This window comes from Streptomyces sp. PsTaAH-137 (assembly GCF_003259365.1).
Taxonomy (GTDB): domain Bacteria; phylum Actinomycetota; class Actinomycetes; order Streptomycetales; family Streptomycetaceae; genus Streptomyces.
In genome coordinates this window covers 1-18,679 of record NZ_QLLY01000027.1, presented here as the reverse complement: position 1 = coordinate 18,679, position 18,679 = coordinate 1, and the positions used below count along the sequence as shown (strand labels likewise).

General features: G+C 69.8%; 19 protein-coding genes. 13 read left to right on the top strand and 6 right to left on the bottom strand.

The genetic code is table 11. The annotated features are described in order from the left end of the window. The first annotated feature begins 63 nt into the window (after positions 1 to 63). Complete coding sequence (locus tag K377_RS37685; RefSeq protein ID WP_146614825.1) at positions 64 to 474, top strand: hypothetical protein; 411 nt, start codon at positions 64 to 66, stop codon at positions 472 to 474. A 71-nt stretch (positions 475 to 545) separates the two neighbouring features. On the opposite strand, the gene gltX is transcribed toward K377_RS37685, so the two are convergent. The 3 genes from gltX to K377_RS37670 form a co-directional block, all read right to left on the bottom strand. Then, positions 546 to 2,030: a glutamate--tRNA ligase gene (gltX, locus tag K377_RS37680; RefSeq protein WP_111668165.1), complete on the bottom strand. Its 1,485-nt coding sequence runs from the start codon at positions 2,028 to 2,030 to the stop codon at positions 546 to 548. Beyond that, a complete protein-coding gene (locus tag K377_RS37675) occupies positions 2,014 to 2,811 on the bottom strand; it encodes a fumarylacetoacetate hydrolase family protein (RefSeq protein ID WP_111668164.1) in 798 nt (265 codons plus the stop codon). The genes gltX and K377_RS37675 overlap by 17 nt, the downstream gene beginning before the upstream one ends. A gap of 95 nt (positions 2,812 to 2,906) precedes the next feature. After that, positions 2,907 to 3,095 (bottom strand): hypothetical protein, encoded by a 189-nt coding sequence (locus K377_RS37670; RefSeq protein WP_111668163.1) that lies wholly within the window; start codon positions 3,093 to 3,095, stop codon positions 2,907 to 2,909. Positions 3,096 to 3,656: 561 nt separating this feature from the next. Here K377_RS37670 and K377_RS37665 point away from each other — a divergent pair. The 9 genes from K377_RS37665 to K377_RS37625 all read left to right on the top strand — a co-directional run bounded on the left by K377_RS37665 (position 3,657) and on the right by K377_RS37625 (position 15,473). Further along, complete coding sequence (locus K377_RS37665; protein ID WP_111668162.1) at positions 3,657 to 7,550, top strand: nitrate- and nitrite sensing domain-containing protein; 3,894 nt, start codon at positions 3,657 to 3,659, stop codon at positions 7,548 to 7,550. Positions 7,551 to 7,559: 9 nt separating this feature from the next. Further along, positions 7,560 to 7,973: a roadblock/LC7 domain-containing protein gene (locus K377_RS37660; RefSeq protein ID WP_111668161.1), complete on the top strand. Its 414-nt coding sequence runs from the start codon at positions 7,560 to 7,562 to the stop codon at positions 7,971 to 7,973. A 172-nt stretch (positions 7,974 to 8,145) separates the two neighbouring features. Next, positions 8,146 to 8,556, top strand: coding sequence for a DUF742 domain-containing protein (locus K377_RS37655; protein WP_111668160.1), 411 nt, complete (start codon positions 8,146 to 8,148; stop codon positions 8,554 to 8,556). Further along, a complete protein-coding gene (locus tag K377_RS37650; RefSeq protein WP_111668159.1) occupies positions 8,537 to 9,127 on the top strand; it encodes an ATP/GTP-binding protein in 591 nt (196 codons plus the stop codon). Before K377_RS37655 ends, K377_RS37650 begins: the two co-directional genes overlap by 20 nt. Positions 9,128 to 9,499: 372 nt before the next feature. Continuing rightward, complete coding sequence (locus tag K377_RS37645) at positions 9,500 to 12,751, top strand: nitrate- and nitrite sensing domain-containing protein (RefSeq protein ID WP_111668158.1); 3,252 nt, start codon at positions 9,500 to 9,502, stop codon at positions 12,749 to 12,751. Between the two features lie 10 nt (positions 12,752 to 12,761). Continuing rightward, positions 12,762 to 13,175 (top strand): roadblock/LC7 domain-containing protein, encoded by a 414-nt coding sequence (locus tag K377_RS37640; protein ID WP_033321188.1) that lies wholly within the window; start codon positions 12,762 to 12,764, stop codon positions 13,173 to 13,175. A gap of 94 nt (positions 13,176 to 13,269) precedes the next feature. Further along, a complete protein-coding gene (locus K377_RS37635; RefSeq protein WP_111668157.1) occupies positions 13,270 to 13,869 on the top strand; it encodes a DUF742 domain-containing protein in 600 nt (199 codons plus the stop codon). After that, positions 13,850 to 14,440, top strand: a complete 591-nt coding sequence (locus K377_RS37630; protein WP_111668156.1) for an ATP/GTP-binding protein — start codon at positions 13,850 to 13,852, stop codon at positions 14,438 to 14,440. The genes K377_RS37635 and K377_RS37630 overlap by 20 nt, the downstream gene beginning before the upstream one ends. 364 nt (positions 14,441 to 14,804) lie before the next feature. Then, positions 14,805 to 15,473 (top strand): RNA polymerase sigma factor, encoded by a 669-nt coding sequence (locus K377_RS37625; RefSeq protein ID WP_111668155.1) that lies wholly within the window; start codon positions 14,805 to 14,807, stop codon positions 15,471 to 15,473. A gap of 535 nt (positions 15,474 to 16,008) precedes the next feature. Here K377_RS37625 and K377_RS37620 read toward each other — a convergent pair. Beyond that, positions 16,009 to 16,455: an ATP-binding protein gene (locus K377_RS37620; protein WP_111668154.1), complete on the bottom strand. Its 447-nt coding sequence runs from the start codon at positions 16,453 to 16,455 to the stop codon at positions 16,009 to 16,011. 173 nt (positions 16,456 to 16,628) lie between these two features. On the opposite strand from K377_RS37620, the gene K377_RS37615 reads away from it, so the two are divergent. Genes K377_RS37615 through K377_RS37605 form a run of 3 tightly spaced genes read left to right on the top strand, consistent with a single transcriptional unit; the run spans position 16,629 to position 17,952 of the window. Then, positions 16,629 to 17,486, top strand: coding sequence for a helix-turn-helix transcriptional regulator (locus tag K377_RS37615; protein ID WP_111668225.1), 858 nt, complete (start codon positions 16,629 to 16,631; stop codon positions 17,484 to 17,486). Next, positions 17,483 to 17,716 carry a DUF397 domain-containing protein gene (locus tag K377_RS37610; RefSeq protein ID WP_309252265.1) on the top strand — a complete coding sequence of 78 codons (234 nt, stop codon included), beginning with the start codon at positions 17,483 to 17,485 and terminating at the stop codon, positions 17,714 to 17,716. The genes K377_RS37615 and K377_RS37610 overlap by 4 nt, the downstream gene beginning before the upstream one ends. Continuing rightward, positions 17,713 to 17,952, top strand: coding sequence for a DUF397 domain-containing protein (locus K377_RS37605; protein ID WP_237551928.1), 240 nt, complete (start codon positions 17,713 to 17,715; stop codon positions 17,950 to 17,952). The genes K377_RS37610 and K377_RS37605 overlap by 4 nt, the downstream gene beginning before the upstream one ends. Before the next feature lie 93 nt (positions 17,953 to 18,045). Here the strand turns inward: K377_RS37605 and K377_RS37600 are convergent, their stop codons facing one another. After that, a complete protein-coding gene (locus K377_RS37600) occupies positions 18,046 to 18,237 on the bottom strand; it encodes an acyl-CoA carboxylase subunit epsilon (protein ID WP_111668152.1) in 192 nt (63 codons plus the stop codon). A 28-nt stretch (positions 18,238 to 18,265) separates the two neighbouring features. Next, the coding region (locus tag K377_RS37595; RefSeq protein ID WP_272920631.1) for a carboxyl transferase domain-containing protein at positions 18,266 to 18,679 on the bottom strand (414 nt) is incomplete at its 5' end.

Sequence of the window (18,679 nt, the reverse complement as noted above, 5' to 3'; positions counted from 1 at the left end):
CCGTCAGCCTCAGCCATCTAAGATCCGTCGACAGTCAGTTCGACTTTTACACCAGGGGGACTCATGTCAACTTTCAAGCGGCGCACCTTCGCCGGGACCGGCGCGGCAGCTGCGCTGACCGCTGCCATGGCCTTCGCGGCCACGCCGGCTTCGGCAGTCCAATACTCGGTCGACTCAAACGCGAGTGGCAAGTACTCCTCCCCCGGTCAGGGCTCCATACATTTCCAGAACGACGGTGACGACTTCCGCGTCTGCGACAACTGGCCTGACGGCGCCGGGGTGATCGGCTACTGGAAGGTCGGAAGCGGCGGCACGGTGCACTCGATCTACAACGGTGGGGGCGCGCAGACCTGCGAGGAGCGGAACGAGAACGTCAGCGAGCCCGCGACCGTCTACCTCAAGGTTTGTCTCCGTGACAACGGAACCGTCGTCACGGGCACCTGCAGCAGCTGGCGAGGTGTGTCCGCCGGGTGACAAGGCTTCGCATGGCATGAGGGAGGGGCGACGACCGCGATGGTCGTCGCCCCTCCCTCATGCCATGCCGATCAGGACAAAAGCTTCGCCAGCGCCGCGTCGATGCGGGACAGCGTCTTGTCCTTGCCCAGGATCTCCAGGGACTCGAACAGGGGCAGGCCGACCGTGCGGCCGGTGACGGCGACGCGGACCGGGGCCTGGGCCTTGCCGAGCTTGAGGCCGTGGGCCTCGCCGGCGGCCAGGACCGCTTCCTTCAGGGACTCGGGGGACGTCCAGTCGGCCGCTTCGAGCTTCTCGCGGGCGGTGACGAGCAGGGCGTCGGAGCCCTCCTTCATCGCCTTCGTCCAGCTCGCCTCGTCCGTGGCGGGCTCGGCGAGGAAGAGGAAGTCGACGTTGTCCGTGATCTCGGAGAGGACCTTGAGGCGGGTCTGGGCGTGCGGGGCGATCGCCGCCCACTTGGCCTCGTCGAAGTCCTCCGGGGCCCACGGCGCGAAGGGGGCCTTCAGCCACGGCTCGCAGCGGGACGCGAAGTCCTTGGGGTCGAGCAGGCGGATGTGGTCGCCGTTGATCGACTCGCACTTCTTGAGGTCGAAGCGGGCCGGGTTCGGCTGGACGTCCTTCACGTCGAAGGCCGCCACCATCTCGTCGATCGAGAAGATGTCGCGGTCCGCCGAGAGGGACCAGCCGAGCAGCGAGAGGTAGTTGAGCAGCCCCTCGGGGAGGAAGCCGCGCTCGCGGTAGAGGTTCAGCGAGGACTGCGGGTCGCGCTTCGAGAGCTTCTTGTTGCCCTCGCCCATGACGTACGGGAGGTGGCCGAAGAGGGGCGTGAACTTCGCCAGGCCCAGCTCGGTCAGCGCCTCGTACAGGGCGATCTGCCGCGGCGTGGAGGAGAGCAGGTCCTCGCCGCGCAGGACGTGGGTGATCTCCATCAGGGCGTCGTCGACCGGGTTGACGAGCGTGTACAGCGGGGCGCCGTTCGCGCGGACGATGCCGTAGTCCGGGACGTTCTCCGGCTCGTACGAGATGTCGCCGCGGACCAGGTCCGTGAACGTGATCGTCTTGTCGGGCATCCGGAAGCGGACGATCGGCTTGCGGCCCTCGGCCTCGTAGGCCGCCTTCTGCTCGGCGGACAGGTCGCGGCAGTGGCCGTCGTAGCCGGACGGCTTGCCGGCGGCGCGGGCGGCGTCGCGGCGGGCGTCCAGCTCCTCCGTGGAGCAGTAGCAGGGGTAGGCCTTGCCGGCGGCGAGCAGCTTGTCGGCGACATCCTTGTAGATGTCCATGCGCTGCGACTGCCGGTACGGGGCGTGCGGGCCGCCGACCTCGGGGCCCTCGTCCCAGTCGAAGCCCAGCCAGCGCATCGCGTCGAGGAGCTGCTCGTACGACTCCTCGCTGTCGCGGGCCGCGTCGGTGTCCTCGATGCGGAAGACCAGGGTGCCCTGGTTGTGGCGCGCGAAGGCCCAGTTGAACAGGGCGGTGCGGACCAGGCCCACGTGGGGGTTACCGGTGGGGGAAGGGCAGAAACGGACGCGTACGGGTGCGCTAGCCACGCTTGACAACCTTGTTGGTGAGAGTGCCGATGCCTTCGATGGTGACGGCGACCTCGTCGCCGACGTTCAGGGGGCCGACCCCTTCCGGGGTGCCCGTGAGGATGACGTCGCCCGGCAGGAGCGTCATGGCCTCGGAGATGTTGACGATCAGGTCCTCGATGGACGTGATCATGTCCGACGTACGCCCCAGCTGGCGCTGCGTGCCGTTGACCGTGCACTGGATCGTGAGGTCGGAGGCCTGCGCGAGGGAGAGGTCCGTCTCGACCCAGGGGCCCAGCGGGCAGGACGTGTCGAAGCCCTTCGCGCGGGCCCACTGCTTCTCGCGCTTCTGGACGTCGCGGGCGGTCACGTCGTTGGCGGCCGTGTAGCCGAAGATGACGTCCTTGACGCGCTCGCGCGGGACCTCGCGGCACATGCGGCCGATGACCACGGCCAGCTCGGCCTCGTGGTGCAGTTCCTCGGAGAAGCCCGGGTACTGGATCTCGTCGCCCGGGCCGATGACCGAGGTCGACGGCTTGAAGAAGGCGAAGGGGGCGTCCGGGACCTCGTTGCCCAGTTCCTTCGCGTGCTCCGCGTAGTTGCGGCCGAAGGCGATCACCTTGTTCGGGAGCACCGGGGGCAGCAGCCGGACCTTGTTGACCGGGACCTTCGTGCCGGAGAGCTCGAAGTCCGCGAAGGGGATGCCCTTGATGATGTCGAGGACGAGCCCCTCGGTCGTCCCGGGTGGACTGTCGCCTTCGACCGCGCCGAAGGCGACGTTCCCGTCGATGGAGAATCTGGCGATGCGCACGGGTGGCTGCGCCCCTTTTGCTTGCGTTGGGCCCGGGTGGGATATGACCGGTCCAGGCTAACGCGGTGGGGCCCCGCCGGGCGCGTCAGGCGGCCTCAGGCGGCCGGGGTGATCTCCGGGGCGACCATCAGGATCGTGCGGCGCGGGTTGGCCGTGTTCGTGGGGAGCCCGGCCGAGTGCTCCGGGAGGGCCGGTGCGGCCTGGATCTCGTCGGCGTCCTTGAGGTGCGCCAGCGTCGTGCGGCGCGGGTTGGCAAGGTTGAGGGAGATCATCGTCGTCTTCATGACAGTGCTCAGGAACCTTCTCGGTTGTCGGGCGGGCCATCCCTGTAAAGCGTCAGGCTAAACATCTGATTCCCGTCGAAAGCCGGGAAGTTGCGATCCAGCGCATGTGAGTTTGCTCACGAGCAGGTAGGCAAAAGGGGCACTTCGCCCGGCCAATCCCGCACAGAGAAACGGACATTGCGTACCTGAAGCCACCATTCCGCTGCCGATCATGGCGACTGGGACACCCCCCTGCCGTAAGTGAAACGCCCGGCGATGCCCGTTTTCTACTAGATCATCTTCTACGTCTTGTGACCCTCCCTGCACAAGCCGTCACGGCGGGTGTGCCGTGCCCCTCGGGCCTTGTTGGAGATCCGGCACTGTGCTGGAATTCCCGGGACCGTCGCGGGATCGAACCGGCGCACCGGGCGCGAGACCGCGCCGGACTGCGGCGGGGAGGGGGAGCCAGCGCCGGTCACTCACGACCAAACTGGGGGGCGTTCAGGTCGCCCCTCGAACTACGCCGACACCGTCTTGTCCGTCCTCGCGGGCGAGGCGCCTGGTCCAGAGGTTGCGACGCTAGTGCAGGGACGTAAGAACAGGGATGGCAGCGCTGCGGCGGAGCCGGAGCCGCACGGCGGGACCGGCCCGATAGCCGGCGGTTCCCAGCCCCCGCACGCCCAGAACCCGGGACGCACGGCGTCCGTCGACGTCGGCGAGCGCGAGACGCGCTCGGCCACGACGGGCGGCCCGGCCGCGCCCGCGGAGCCCCAGGCCGCCAAGCCCAAGGCACCCACGGGACCCGGCTCCCGAATAGCGCTGCGCAACTGGCGCATCTCGACCCGTCTGGTGTCGCTGCTCGCCCTGCCCGTCGTCGCGGCCACCTCGCTCGGCGCGCTGCGCATCGCCGAGTCCATGAACGACATCGATCAGCTCGACAACATGAAGTTGTTGACCGAGATGACGAAGCAGGCCACCTCGCTGGCCTCGGCGCTGCAGACCGAGCGCGACCAGTCGGCGGGCCCGCTGGCCAACGACCCCAAGGCCGCCTCGACCAACTACGACGTCAAGCAGGCGCGTCAGCAGACCGACACCGCCGAGGAGGCGTTCCTCGACGGGACGTACGCCGTCGACGGCGACAACGAGTCGAGCCTCAAGGGCGTCCGCGACCACGCCGTGCAGATCGCCACACAGCTCGGCCAGTTGAAGAAGATCCGCGCCGCGGCCTACGCCGAGGGCCGCCCCACCTCGCAGACCGTCGAGGCGTACAGCCGCATCATCGACAACCTGCTCTCGCTCTCCACCGACATGGCGCAGGCGACCAGCAGCCCGGAGATGATCGACCGCACGCGTTCGCTGGCCGCGTTCTCCAACGCCAAGGAGTACGCCTCCGAGCAGCGCGCCGTCATCGCGGCCGCCCTGCCGGAGAACGGCAAGACGTTCGGCTCGCTGAGCGACACCGACCGGCTCTACGGCCAGGCCGCCCTCAGCGACCAGAAGAACGCGATCACCACGTTCCAGTCGGTGTACGGCCCCGTCGCCGCCGAGGAACTGCTCAAGCCGCTCACGGACAACAACGCCACCATCAAGGCGGCGGACAACTACGCGGAGCGGGTCTTCACCCGTACCGACGGCATCAAGACGCAGGACAAGCGGTCGTACAGGGACTGGTACGACGCCGACACCGCGCGCATCACGCAGATGTCGACCATCGAGACGACCCTGCTCAACGAGATGGAGCAGCAGGCCCGCGAGCTGCGCAGCGCCTCCGAGCGCCAGGCGATCATCAACGGTGCGCTGATCCTGCTTGTGCTCGGCGTCTCGCTCGTCGGCGCGTTCGTCGTGGCCCGCTCCATGATCCGCTCGCTGCGCCGGCTCCAGGACACCGCGACCAAGGTCGCCCAGGAGCGGCTGCCCGAGCTGGTCTCCCAGCTGTCCGAGTCGGACCCGCAGGACGTCGACACCTCGGTCGAGTCGGTCGGTGTGCACTCCCGGGACGAGATCGGCCAGGTGGCCGCGGCCTTCGACGACGTGCACCGCGAGGCCGTGCGTCTCGCCGCCGAGCAGGCCCTCCTGCGGGGCAACGTCAACGCGATGTTCACCAACCTCTCGCGCCGCTCCCAGGGCCTCATCCAGCGTCAGCTCTCGCTCATCTCCGAGCTGGAGTCCCGCGAGGCCGACCCCGACCAGCTCTCCTCGCTGTTCAAGCTCGACCACCTCGCGACCCGCATGCGCCGTAACGGTGAGAACCTGCTCGTTCTCGCCGGTGAGGAGCCCGGCCGCCGCTGGACGCGGCCCGTGCCGCTCGTCGACGTGCTGCGTGCCGCCGCGTCCGAGGTGGAGCAGTACGAGCGCATCGAGCTGGCCTCCGTGCCCGCCACGGACGTCGCCGGCCGCGTCGTCAACGACCTCGTGCACCTGCTCGCCGAGCTGCTGGAGAACGCGACGTCGTTCTCGTCGCCGCAGACCAAGGTCAAGGTCACCGGTCACGCGCTGCCCGACGGCCGCGTGCTCATCGAGATCCACGACACCGGCATCGGCCTCTCCCCCGAGGACCTCGCCGCGATCAACGAGCGGCTCGCGTCGCCGCCCACCGTGGACGTGTCGGTCTCCCGCCGCATGGGTCTGTTCGTGGTCGGCCGGCTGTCCCAGCGACACGGCATCCGCATCCAGCTCCGTCCCTCGGACTCCGGCGGTACGACGGCGCTGGTCATGCTCCCCGTCGACGTCGCCCAGGGCAAGAAGCTTCCCGGCAAGCCCGGTGGCCCGGGCGGCTCCGGCGGTCCCGCCGCCGCGCAGGCCGCGGCCGGTGCCGCCGCCGCGCGCCGCGGTGTCGGTCCCGGTGGTCCCGGCGGCCCCGCTCTCGGCGGTCCCGGCGCGGGTGGTCCCGGCAACGGCTCCGCGGGCCGGCTTGGTGCCGGTCCCGGTGCGTCGCGGCCGCAGGTCGGCGCGGGCCAGAGCGGTCCGCGGGCGGCGCTGCCCGCCCGCGACGGCGGCTCCCCCGCCCCGCAGAACCCGCAGGCGCCCCAGGCCCCGCAGCCCGTACGGGCCCCGCAGCCCGTACGGGCCCAGCAGAACGACCCGCAGAACACCGGCGCCTTCAACGCGCCGGCTCCCGTCCCGCCGCAGCAGCGCACCCACAGCGCCCCCGGCGACCAGGGCCGCGGTCAGCAGAACCAGGGCCGGGGCGGCCGTCCCGTGCTGCCTCCGCGCGGCGGCCCGCGCGCCGAGCTGCCGGGCGGCAACCCGGCGCCGCGCGTGCCGAGCTGGAGCGACGAGAACGCGCAGCCGAACCTCGACGCGCCGCGTGGCCACGAGGAGACCGACTCCCTCGGCGCCGTCGACTCCACCACCCAGTTCCCGCGGATCGAGGACGAGCCGCAGGGCCGGCGTCCCGGTCAGGGCCAGGGTCAGGGCCGGGGCACCGGTCAGTTCGTCCGCTCGGACGTGTTCGGCGGTGCCCCGGGCAATGCCGCCCCGGCCCCGCAGAACAACGGCGGTTCGTACAACGGTGGCGCGTACGACAACGGCCAGGACTTCGGCGCCTTCCGTGACAACGGGCGGCAGGGCCGTCAGGACCAGCCCGCGCCGACGGGCCAGTTCCAGACGGGCCAGTTCCAGACCGGCCAGTACGAGACGGGCCAGGGCCAGTACGACACCGGCCGCAACGGCCAGTACGACACGGGCCAGTACGAGCGTCCGCAGGACCCCGCGAGCACCGGCCAGTTCGAGCGCCCGGCCGCCCCGCGCCAGCGTGGCGACTACGGCAACCAGGGCAATCAGGGCTTCGACAACCAGGGCTTCGGCGGTCAGAACCGCGGTCAGGACCAGGGCATCCCGGCGCAGCCCGCCCAGCAGCAGGGCTACCTGCCGCCGGCGGACCAGCCGGGTGACGGGCGTACGCCGCTGTACGACACCCTGGAGACCAACTGGTTCCACGGCCAGCAGCAGGCCCAGCAAGCACAGCAGGGTCAGCAGGGTCAGCAGGGTCAGCAGCAGAGCCGGCCGCAGGACCAGCAGCCGCACCAGGGGCAGCAGCTCCCGCAGCGCGGTGGTCCGCAGCAGTCCGCGGCGCCGTCCCGGCCGCAGGCCCCCGCCGAGCCGCAGCGTCTGCGGGCGCGGGCCCCCGAGCCCACGTCGGCCGCGCCGGCCGTGCCCGACGCCGGGCAGGACCAGGCGAACTGGCGACAGTCCCCGAACGACGAGCTGATGCGTCAGGCCGAGCGGGTACGCAAGCCCGCCGCGGGCGGCGTCACCGTCTCGGGTCTGCCGCGCCGTGTCCCGCGGGCGAACCTCGTGGCGGGCACGGCCCAGGAACAACAGCAGCACCAGGCCGGACCCCAGGTCTCTCGCGCGCCCGACGACGTGCGCGGACGGCTGACCAATCTCCGTCGGGGCATCCAGCAGGGCCGGCAGGCCGGAAACAGCGGCCAGACCGGCAGCTACCCTCGCCCCACTCACCAGCAGGAGCGTTAGTTGAGCCAGATGAGCCAGGCGGCACAGAACCTGAACTGGTTGATCACCAACTTCGTGGACAACACACCGGGTGTCTCGCACACGGTGGTGGTGTCCGCGGACGGTCTGCTGCTCGCGATGTCGGAAGGGTTCCCGCGCGACCGCGCGGACCAACTGGCGGCCGTCGCCTCGGGGTTGACCTCGCTGACGGCCGGGGCCTCGAGAATCTTCGAGGGCGGACCCGTGAATCAGACGGTCGTGGAGATGGAGCGCGGCTTCCTCTTCATCATGTCCGTCTCGGACGGCTCGTCGCTGGCCGTGCTCGCGCATCCCGAGTGCGACATCGGCCTCGTCGGGTACGAGATGGCGCTCCTCGTCGACCGCGCGGGCGCCGTCCTCACCCCGGATCTCCGTGCCGAGCTGCAGGGCACCCTGCTCCACTGACCGACCCAGGGCGCGTGTGACGGCCGGTAACCCCGGCCACGCACCAAGTCTTACGCACCAACAGGCCCGAATGCCACAGCACTTACGTAACCCCCGTCCGGCCGTCACAACTCCCCCACCGGCCCACCCTCAGACGGCAGGCCCCGACCCCGCCGTCCCGCCCGGAGGATCCATGACCCCGCCCACCGCTCCTCACGATCCGTACGGCAGTGCCGCACATGCCGGCTACGGACATGAGGGCGACCAGCCGCTGGTCCGCCCCTACGCGATGACCGGCGGCCGGACCAGGCCGCGCTACCAGCTCGCCATCGAGGCGCTCGTCTCCACCACCGCCGACCCGGCGCAGCTGGTGACCCTGCTCCCCGAGCACCAGCGCATCTGCCACCTGTGCCGCGAGGTCAAGTCGGTGGCCGAGGTGTCGGCGCTGCTGTCGATGCCGCTCGGTGTGGCCCGGATCCTCGTCGCGGACCTCGCGGAGGCCGGGCTCGTCGCCATCCACCAGCCGGGTGGCGACGAGGCCAACGGCGGTGCGCCGGACGTGACTCTGCTCGAAAGGGTGCTCAGTGGACTTCGCAAGCTCTGACGGCGCGCTCGGCGCGGACCCCCGTCCCACCACATCGGCGAAGATCGTGGTGGCGGGCGGCTTCGGCGTCGGCAAGACGACCTTCGTCGGTGCGGTCTCCGAGATCAATCCGCTGCGCACCGAGGCCGTGATGACCTCGGCCAGTGCCGGGATCGACGACCTCACGCACACCGGCGGCAAGACGACCACCACGGTCGCCATGGACTTCGGCCGCATCACGCTCGACCAGGACCTGATCCTGTACCTGTTCGGCACCCCCGGCCAGGACCGCTTCTGGTTCATGTGGGACGACCTGGTCCGCGGCGCCATCGGCGCCGTCGTCCTCGTCGACACCCGCCGCCTCGCCGACTGCTTCCCCGCGGTCGACTACTTCGAGAACTCCGGCCTGCCCTTCGTCATCGCCCTCAACGGCTTCGACGGACACCAGCCCTACACGCCCGACGAGGTCCGCGAGGCGCTCCAGATCGGGCCCGACTCGCCGATCATCACCACCGACGCGCGACACCGTGCGGATGCAAAGAGCGCGCTGATCACGCTGGTCGAGCACGCGCTGATGGCCCGGCTGAAGTAGCCGCGGGCGGCTGAAAACCGGTCATCAAGTGGCTGGATCCATACGGCAGTTGTCGTAGGCCCTCCGGAGGCCCCTGTGGCCTTTGACACGCGGGGCCCCTGTGTTCATAACGTTTCGACAGAGAATTCCAGGGGTCCCACCACGGGTCGCGCACACCCGGTTCCACTGCGCTCACAAGAGCCCCGCCTTTTGGCGGGGCTCGCTCTTTATGACCGTTTTATCTGGGGCATGGATCACTGCGGGGTTCCGCTTCCGACTGTTTGGAAGTGCGCCTCCTGACGTGCTGGAATGCGCTGAACTGCCCAGTAAGAACGGGCCTGGAGACATACCGCGGCACAACGTAGGTGCCGACGCCGAGAGGTTGTTGGTCGAGTGAGGCGAAGCAAGAACGGCCCCGAGCCCGCGTCCGCGGCACGGGGCAACTTCACCCCGCCGCCGCGCACAGCGGCGCCGGCCGCACCCGTGGCCGAGACCGTGGCGCCGGCACCGTCCGGCGGACGGATGTCCCCGCGCAACTGGCGGGTGCCCACCAAGCTGAACGCGATTCTGCTCATACCGGTACTGGTCGCCCTCGTCATGGGCGGCTTTCAGGTCAAGGGCTCGATCGACACCCTGAACGAGGCCCGGGACGCGGAGAAGACGGCCAAGATCGTCAAGGCCGCCGCCGCGTACGGGCAGGCGCTGCTCAACGAGCGCGACCTGTCGGCCGAGCCGATCCTGTCGGGCGAGCGCGACTCCGCGGCCGTGAAGAAGCTGTACGCCGCCACGGACGAGGCGAAGGCCGCGTTCGCCGAGGAGATCAAGGGCGCCCCCGACAACGCCGGCCTCCAGCGCCGCCTCGGACTCATCGAGAAGGCCGAGCCGCAGCTCGCCGTCCTGCGCAAGAAGGCGTACGGGCGCGACATGGACCCGGTGAAGACGGAGGAGGGCTATGTCTCCGTCCAGCACTACCTCATGGAAGTCGCCAACGAGCTGAACCTCGGCAACAGCAACGTGACCGCGTACGGCCGCACGGTCTACGCGATCCAGCTGGCCAAGGCCGCCGAGTCGCTCAACCGCTCCATCGGCATGCACCTGCTGGTGCGTCCCAGCACCGACAAGGCGACGTTCCAGCGCCAGGTCGTCTCCTTCAACTCGTACACGTACCTCGAGGGCATCGCGTTGCAGGAGTTCGTCTCCGGCGCCGAGCCCGCGGACGTGGCCAAGCTCAAGCAGGTCTTCAAGGAGAAGGCCGCCGAGGGCGTCAAGGAGTACCCGGCGCTCGTCCAGAAGGCGGCCGCCGCCGGCAAGAAGCTGCCCACGAAGCTGCCCAGCAAGGACGGCAGCGTCTACGACGGCATGGTCGCCGCGGTCGCCCAGGGCCAGACCCCGCCGGCCCTCGCCGCGAAGGGCGTCACCCCGGAGACCTGGCAGTACGCGACCACGAGCAAGTTCGACGGCTACACCGAGGTCGAGAACGAGCTGATCGACCGGGCCGTGAACGACGCCTCCGGCATCGCCGACGACGCCCAGCGCGACGCGTACATCACCGCGGGCGCCACCGTGCTCGCCGTCCTCGCCGCGTTCCTCATCGCCGGGCTCATGGCCCGCCAGATGTCCCGCTCGATGCGCCGCCTGCGCTCCGCCGCCTTCGACGTGGCCGAGCAGCGGCTGCCGTCGCTGGTCGACCAGCTCTCGCGCACCGAGCCGGGCCGCGTCGACACCCGCGTCCAGCCGATCCCGATCACCACCACCGACGAGATCGGCGAGGTCGCCCGCGCCTTCGACCAGGTGCACCGCGAGGCCGTCCGGCTCGCCGCCGAGCAGGCCCTCCTGCGCGGCAACATCAACGCGATCTTCACCAACCTGTCGCGCCGCAACCAGTCGCTGATCGAGGGCCAGCTGACCCTCATCACCGACCTGGAGAACAACGAGGCCGACCCGGACCAGCTGGAGAGCCTCTTCCGCCTGGACCACCTCGCGACCCGTATGCGCCGCAACGGCGAGAACCTCCTGGTCCTCGCCGGCGAGGAGCCCGGCCGCCGCTGGGACCAGCCGGTCCCGCTGGTCGACGTGCTGCGTGCCGCCACCTCCGAGGTGGAGCAGTACGAGCGCATCGAGCTGCAGGGCGTGCCGGAGGCCGAGATCCACGGCCGCGCGGTCACCGACCTCGTGCACCTGCTCGCCGAGCTGCTGGAGAACGCGACCTCGTTCTCCTCGCCGCAGACCAAGGTCCGCGTCACCGCGACCCGTCTCCCCGACGGCCGCGTCATGATCGAGATCCACGACAAGGGCATCGGCCTCACCGCCGAGGACTTCGCGGACATCAACCACAAGCTGGCCAACCCGCCGACCGTGGACGCCGCGATCTCCCAGCGCATGGGCCTGTTCGTGGTCGGCCGGCTGTCCGACCGGCACGGCATCCGCGTCCAGCTGCGCCCCTCGGGCGAGCAGGCGGGCACGACCTCGCTGGTCATGCTCCCGGACGTGATCACGCACGGCGGTGGCGGCGACCACCAGCAGGGCGGCTCGGGCGAGTACGGCGAGTTCACCGTCTCCACGATGATCCCGCAGCAGCCGGCCTTCGAGAAGGCGCCGCTGCGCACCGCCGCCGAACTCGGTTTCGACGACAGCCGCTACGAGGTCCCGGACGACGCCCGCGAGCTCGACCCGGTCGGCCGTTCCCTGATGCGCGAGGAGCGCCGTGCGGCCCTGGAGGCCCAGACGCAGGGCGCGGACGATCAGGACCGCCCGCTGTTCCGCGACGAGGTCCAGCCCCAGCAGCCGCAGCAGGACCAGCGGCAGCCCGGCTACCCCGAACAGAACTCGTACGACGGTCAGCAGTTCGGGTACGACAACCAGCAGCAGATCGCGTACGACGAACAGCAGCAGTCGGCCTACGACAGCCAGCCGCAGGGCGGGTACGACGATGCGCAGCAGTCGGGCTACGACTTCTCCGCACCGGCCCAGCACGGCCACCCCGTCGGTCCGCAGGGCGGCTACGAGGCGGACTACGGGCGGCAGGGCGGCTATGCGGAGGCTCAGCCGAGCACCTTCAGCGCCTTCCAGGAACCGCAGCGGCAGTCCGACTGGCAGGCCCAGGAGGGCTACCGGGGCGACTTCCACTCCTCCTACGCCCCGGAAGCGGAATCCGCGCAGGACCCTGCCGCGGCGGAGCGGGACAGCGTAGGCTTCGACCCGCACACTCCCGCGACCCCGGCCGGTCCCTCCCCGTCCGTCCCGCGCGATCTGACCGACGCCGGTCTGCCGCGCCGCGGATCCAGCGCCCCCCAGCGCGAGGAAACCCCGGCACAGGACACCGGTGAAGGCGACAGTGACACCTGGCGCTCGGCCAACGACGAGCGCTGGGAGCGTGCGGAGGGCCTGAAGAAGCCGAAGGCGGGCGGAGTCACCTCCTCCGGTCTTCCGCGCCGGGTGCCCAAGGCCAACCTGGTCGAGGGCACCGCGGAGGCGACACCCCAGGGTGGTCCCCAGATCTCCCGCGCCCCCGAGGACGTACGGGGCAGGCTGAGCAACCTGCGCCGTGGTGTGCAGCGGGGCCGCAGTGAAGGCAACAGTGATACGAACGGCCAGGTCAGCGGGTATCCCGATGGGCCTGACAGCACCTACAACCAGGAGCGTTAGTGTGAGCCCGATGAGCCAGGCGGCACAGAACCTGAACTGGTTGATCACCAACTTCGTGGACAACACCCCCGGGGTGTCCCACACGGTGGTGGTCTCCGCCGACGGACTCCTTCTGGCGATGTCCGAAGGGTTCCCCCGCGACCGTGCCGACCAGCTGGCGGCGGTCGCGTCGGGTCTGACCTCGTTGACCGCGGGCGCGTCCCGCATCTTCGAGGGTGGCTCGGTGAACCAGACAGTTGTGGAGATGGAGCGAGGATTCCTCTTCATCATGTCCATTTCCGATGGTTCTTCGCTCGCCGTCCTCGCACACCCGGAGGCGGACATCGGCCTCGTCGGGTACGAAATGGCCCTTCTTGTCGACCGCGCGGGCACGGTTCTCACGCCCGACCTGCGTGCGGAGCTTCAGGGGAGCCTTCTCAACTAGCAGACAGGCGGTGCGTTTTCGCGCCTCGTGGCCGTAAGGTTTCGGGACGCGGCTCCACAGTGATGGTGCCCAGCGCAGTCGGAGGAGGAAGTACGTGTCTGGTTCAGCAACACCCCCGAGCGGTTCGTCGGCCCAGTGGCCGCCCTACGGCCCTGCCCAGGGCCAGACCGGCGCGGGCGGCCGTGGTCGCGGCCACGAGGACGGGTCGCAGAACCGGTACAACTTCCCCTCCGCGCCGAGCCACGCCCGGCCGACCCGGCAGCCCGGTCCCTACGACCAGCCGTCGGCACCGCGCATCCAGCCCGTGCAGCCGCAGCCGCGCCCCGACGCGAATCCCGCACCCCCTGCGAAGAACAATCCCCTGGTGCGCCCGTACGCCATGACGGGCGGCCGCACCAGGCCGCGATACCAGCTCGCCATCGAGGCGCTGGTGCACACCACCGCGCAGCCGCACCAGTTGCAGGGCCAACTGCCCGAGCACCAGCGGATCTGCCACCTGTGCCGGGAGATCAAGTCGGTGGCCGAGATCTCGGCCCTCCTCACGATCCCTCTCGGTGTGGCCAGGATTCTCGTCGCGGACCTCGCGGAGGCGGGCCTGGTCGCCATCCATCAGCCCGGCGGCGACGAGAGCGCCGGCGGTCAGCCAGACGTGACATTGCTCGAAAGGGTGCTCAGTGGACTTCGCAAGCTCTAGCGGAGGGCCGGCAACTCCAAGTCGTTCCACCACGTCCGCGAAGATCGTGGTGGCGGGCGGTTTCGGCGTCGGCAAGACGACCTTCGTCGGCGCCGTGTCGGAGATCAACCCGCTGCGCACCGAAGCCGTGATGACCTCGGCGAGTGCGGGGATCGACGATCTGACGCACACCGGGGACAAGACGACCACGACGGTCGCCATGGACTTCGGCCGCATCACGCTCGACCAGGACCTGATCCTGTACCTGTTCGGCACCCCCGGCCAGGACCGCTTCTGGTTCATGTGGGACGACCTGGTCCGCGGCGCCATCGGCGCCGTCGTCCTCGTCGACACCCGCCGCCTCGCCGACTGCTTCCCCGCGGTCGACTACTTCGAGAACTCCGGCCTGCCCTTCGTCATCGCCCTCAACGGCTTCGACGGCAGCCAGCCGTACAACCCGGACGAGGTGCGCGAGGCACTCCAGATCGGCCCGGACACCCCGATCATCACGACGGACGCCCGGCACCGCGCGGACGCCAAGTCGACACTGATCACGCTCGTCGAGCACGCGCTCATGGCGCGGCTGCGCTAGCCGCACGGCGATCACGCTCGCACCTTCGCCCCGCCGGTCCGTACCGGCGGGGCGTTGTCGTTCCCGCTTCCCGCCGGTTTCCGGAGGCCGTTCCTCTGCTTCTCGGCCATGCTGCACGAGCGTTCACAGCCTCCCTTCGCGCGGCTGTCCCAAGGGTCGCGCCCCCGATAGCAGTGAGTACGCGCAGTAACACCTTTGGTTATAGGTGGAGTTCAGTCGAGATGTCCGCAGGGCACAACTGACCGAATCCCCATACCTGCCGCTGTGATGTTTTCGCGCGCTCTCGCGCTCACCTCATGGGGGCGGGACGATGTATGGCGCCCGCCCGTCTCAGGGCGAACTGAGCAGGAAGCGGAGCCATCCGATGAGCTTGTCGTACTCGGGCACCGCGGTCACCGGAACAGGTGCCGCGGTCGCGCGATCCGAACGGCCTCCTAGTACCACCCGGCAGAGAGCGGCGCAGACCACCATCCGCGAGGCGGAGTGCTGCCTCCTGCACGACGCGGTCCAGCAGGCACAGGAAGGGGACGAAGGCGCCTTTCGCACCGTGTACCAGACGCTGCATCCACGGCTGCTCGCCTACGGACGGGCCCTGGTGGGCGCGACGGAGGCCGAGGACGTCCTGTCGGACAGCTGGCTGCAGATCGCCCGGGACCTGCACACGTTCCGGGGTGACGGCGCCGGCTTCCACGGCTGGTGCAGCCGGATCGTGCGCAACAGGGCGCTGGACCACGTCCGCTGGCACAAGCGCCGGCCCGAGGCCCTGGACGACCTGAGCAAGGTCCAGGAGCGGCCCGCGCCCGACGACACCCCGACGCAGGTCCTGGACACCATGGGCACCGAGCGTGCCCTCGCCCTCGTGGCCCAGTTGCCGCGGCAGCAGGCCGAGGCGGTGATCCTTCTCGCCGTCGTCGGGCTGGACGCCAAGCGCGCGGCCGACATCCTCGGCAAGCGGGTCGGCGCCGTCCGCACCGCCGCCCACCGCGGCATCCGCAGGCTTTCCGGTCTCGTGACGGAGACCGCGCACACCTAGTGCTTCCGCGCGACGGGGCCCCACCCCTTGCTCGCGCAAACGACCGGTCCCGCGTCGCCCCTGCCCCGGCGACGCCCTCCTGACCGTCCTCCGGGCTTCCCGGCCGCCCACCCGGTGCGCCGAGCCCCTTCAGCGACGTCCGCCTCGTGCGGACCCGGCGCCCAGGCCCCCGGCGCAGCACGGCAGCCGCCGGCTTCCCGCCGCCGCGAACTCATCGCGACGCAGGGCCTGTTCGACGGCAGCCACCCGTGCGGGACAGCCCCGTGGCCCCGCGTCGCCCGCCCTGCGGGCCGTACGCGCCCCGTTCCGGTCCCGCTCGGCCGTCCCGCCCGTTCGTGCCCGCCCGCCCGTCCCGGCCGCCCGTGCGGCCCGTGCCGGAGGCGGCACCGACGCACGTCCGCGTTCGACCACACAGAGGATTCGCATGACCACGCACAGATGCAGAATGGTGCCACCCTCACCGCCGTCCGTGAGGACGACGGCCAGGGCGACACCCGGTCTCCTGCGGGGGGCCGGCGGACCGGCCCCTGCGTCATCAGTCGCAACCACCCGCGTCCACGTCCCCCAGGCCCAGCTCGGCCCAGACCACCTTTCCGGTGGGCGTCGGTGTCATGCCGAAGGCCGAGGCGTGGGCGGCGACCAGGAACAGGCCGCGCCCTCCGGTCTGGAAGAAGTCCGGGGGCTCCGTGGGCACGGGGACCATCTCGGGCGACGTGTCCGCCACCTCGAGGCGCACGCCGTCGGCGGTCCGGCTGATGACGAAGTCGAACGTGCTGTCGTCGCAGTGCCGCACATTGCTGCACAGCTCCGTGGCCACGAACGACGTGTCGTGCACGAGCTTGTGCAGTCCCCAGCAGCGCAGGCGGGCGCCCACGATTCTGCGGATCTGCTCCAGTCGGTGCGGGCTGTACTCCATACGGATCGCGCACGGCCGATCGAGCATGTCCAACAGCTCGATCTCATCCGTCGGCTGGTCCGGCATTACCCCTCCGGGGGTTCCTTGGCGGTCAACTCGCTTGCGGACAACGGGCGTTGCCTCACCAGCATGGCGCCGAAACTATGCCCTAGGCAAGTATTACGTGCGAGTATGTTGCCGCTGCGAAGGGATTGCATATGACAGTTGTGTGGCCCGAGGGGGCGGGACATCATGTGGCCATGTCCCAGAGCGAGATGCCCACGATGCGCAGCCGCCGACTCGGAGCAGAACTGCGGCGGCTGCGCAATGAAGCCGGCCTGAAGGTCAACGACGCCGCCCTGGCACTGGAGTGCGGGCAGCCGAAGATCAGTCAGATCGAGACCGGCAAACGCGGCATCCGCCAGCTCGACCTGACGACCCTGCTCAACCTGTACGGAGTCACGGACGAACAGCAGCGGGCCAACCTCAAGCGACTGGCCCGGGACGTCCACAAAGTCGACTGGTGGTCCGGCCAGGGCCCCCTGTTGAGTGACGACCTGCGCGACTACCTCACCCTGGAGGCTGATTCCTCGCTCGTCCGGTCCTTCGAGCCTTCCGTTCTTCCTGGTCTTCTGCAGACCGAGGCATATATGCGCGAGATATTCACCGCGGCAGCCGACGCGGATAAGGTGGAACCTCTTGTGAAGACTCGGATGAGACGCAAGGATCTGCTCAGCGGAACCAACGAATTCCGTTTGAGAGTGGTCATCGACACACCCGCGCTGCACCGTATCCCCGGTCCGCGGAAGCTGATCCGTGAGCAGTTCGAACACCTCATGGAGACCGGCGAGCTGCCCAATGTCACCATTCAGATCCTGCCATTGGAGATCACACTTCCGCTCTCCCAGTACGCTCCCTATACGCTCTTCACCATGCGCGGCGAACCGCCCGTACAAGTGGCATGGCTGGAGCACATGACCGGCGGCACGCTCCTTGAACAGCGGCCCGACGTGGAGACTTACACCAAGGCGTGGGACGACCTGACGGCCGCCGCGCTTTCTCCGGCAGAGTCCCGCCGGTACCTCAGTGACCGAATCAAGCAAGAGAGCGAATCATGATGCCCCCCACTTCCGCACCCACCGCCTCGCTCCGCGAGATCGGGTCGGCGGCCTGGCACAAAAGCACGTTCAGTGGCGCGTCCAACGGCTGCGTGGAGCACGCGAAACTCACCGGTAACCGCCGAGCGGTCCGGGACACGAAAAACCGCGGGTTCGGCGCGATCGTGTTCGATTCACCTTCTTGGGGCGCATTCATTTCAAGCGTCAACTCAGGAGTTCTTCCGCTATGAGTACACGTATGGATCCGGACATCGAGAAAGAACGGCTCTACGCTCTCGATCTCTCCGGTGCCGATTGGCTGAGAGCCCCGGGAGACGCCTCCCGCGGCCCGGTGGAGGTCGCCTCGCTCGGAGGCGGCGCGGTGGCCATGCGCAACCCGGCGGCGCCCCACGGGCCCGTCCTGCGCTTCACCGCCCACGAGTGGGAGGCGTTCAAACTCGGGGCGCTGCACGGCGAGTTCGACTGATCCGCTGAGAGACAGCAGACAAGGCGTGAGCCCCGTCCCGGGAGGGACGGGGCTCACGCCTTGGCGGGTGCGCTCCGCTGCGGTGCGGCCGGGCTAGCCCTGCCAGGAGTGCGGGGCGCGGAAGCCGTGCTGGCGCTCCAGACGGCGCCAGCCAGCGCGGGACTGGCGGGCCGCCTCCGGGGCGGACGGCTGGGCGGCGGCGCGAGCGACCAGGAGGGCGGTGATGGCCGCGACCTCTTCGGGCTCGGCGTTGCCCTTCTCTACGCGGATGTCGGGCATGGACATGGGGCAGGTCTCCTAGGACTGGGGGCCGCTACTGCGGCGGGTTGCCGTGCTTGCGGGACGGCAGGTCGGCGTGCTTGGTGCGCAGCATGGCCAGGGACTTGATGAGCACCTCGCGGGTCTCGGCGGGGTCGATGACGTCGTCGACCAGGCCGCGCTCGGCCGCGTAGTACGGGTGCATCAGTTCGGCCTTGTACTCCTTGACCATCTTCTGGCGCATGGCCTCGGAGTCCTCGGCCTCGGCGATCTGGCGGCGGAAGATCACGTTGGCCGCGCCCTCGGCGCCCATGACCGCGATCTCGTTGGTGGGCCAGGCGTAGGTGAGGTCGGCGCCGATGGACTGGGAGTCCATGACGATGTAGGCACCTCCGTACGCCTTGCGGAGAATCAGCGAGATCCGCGGCACGGTGGCGTTGCAGTACGCGTACAGCAGCTTCGCGCCGTG

Coding starts and splice junctions, on each gene's coding strand:
- K377_RS37655 (WP_111668160.1), top strand. CDS start 8,146: ATGACCCCGCCCACCGCTCCTCACGATCCGTACGGCAGTGCCGCACAT.
- K377_RS37685 (WP_146614825.1), top strand. CDS start 64: ATGTCAACTTTCAAGCGGCGCACCTTCGCCGGGACCGGCGCGGCAGCT.
- K377_RS37640 (WP_033321188.1), top strand. CDS start 12,762: ATGAGCCAGGCGGCACAGAACCTGAACTGGTTGATCACCAACTTCGTG.
- K377_RS37670 (WP_111668163.1), bottom strand. CDS start 3,095: ATGAAGACGACGATGATCTCCCTCAACCTTGCCAACCCGCGCCGCACG.
- K377_RS37660 (WP_111668161.1), top strand. CDS start 7,560: ATGAGCCAGGCGGCACAGAACCTGAACTGGTTGATCACCAACTTCGTG.
- K377_RS37620 (WP_111668154.1), bottom strand. CDS start 16,455: ATGCCGGACCAGCCGACGGATGAGATCGAGCTGTTGGACATGCTCGAT.
- K377_RS37615 (WP_111668225.1), top strand. CDS start 16,629: ATGTCCCAGAGCGAGATGCCCACGATGCGCAGCCGCCGACTCGGAGCA.
- K377_RS37610 (WP_309252265.1), top strand. CDS start 17,483: ATGATGCCCCCCACTTCCGCACCCACCGCCTCGCTCCGCGAGATCGGG.
- K377_RS37625 (WP_111668155.1), top strand. CDS start 14,805: ATGAGCTTGTCGTACTCGGGCACCGCGGTCACCGGAACAGGTGCCGCG.
- K377_RS37605 (WP_237551928.1), top strand. CDS start 17,713: ATGAGTACACGTATGGATCCGGACATCGAGAAAGAACGGCTCTACGCT.
- K377_RS37600 (WP_111668152.1), bottom strand. CDS start 18,237: ATGTCCATGCCCGACATCCGCGTAGAGAAGGGCAACGCCGAGCCCGAA.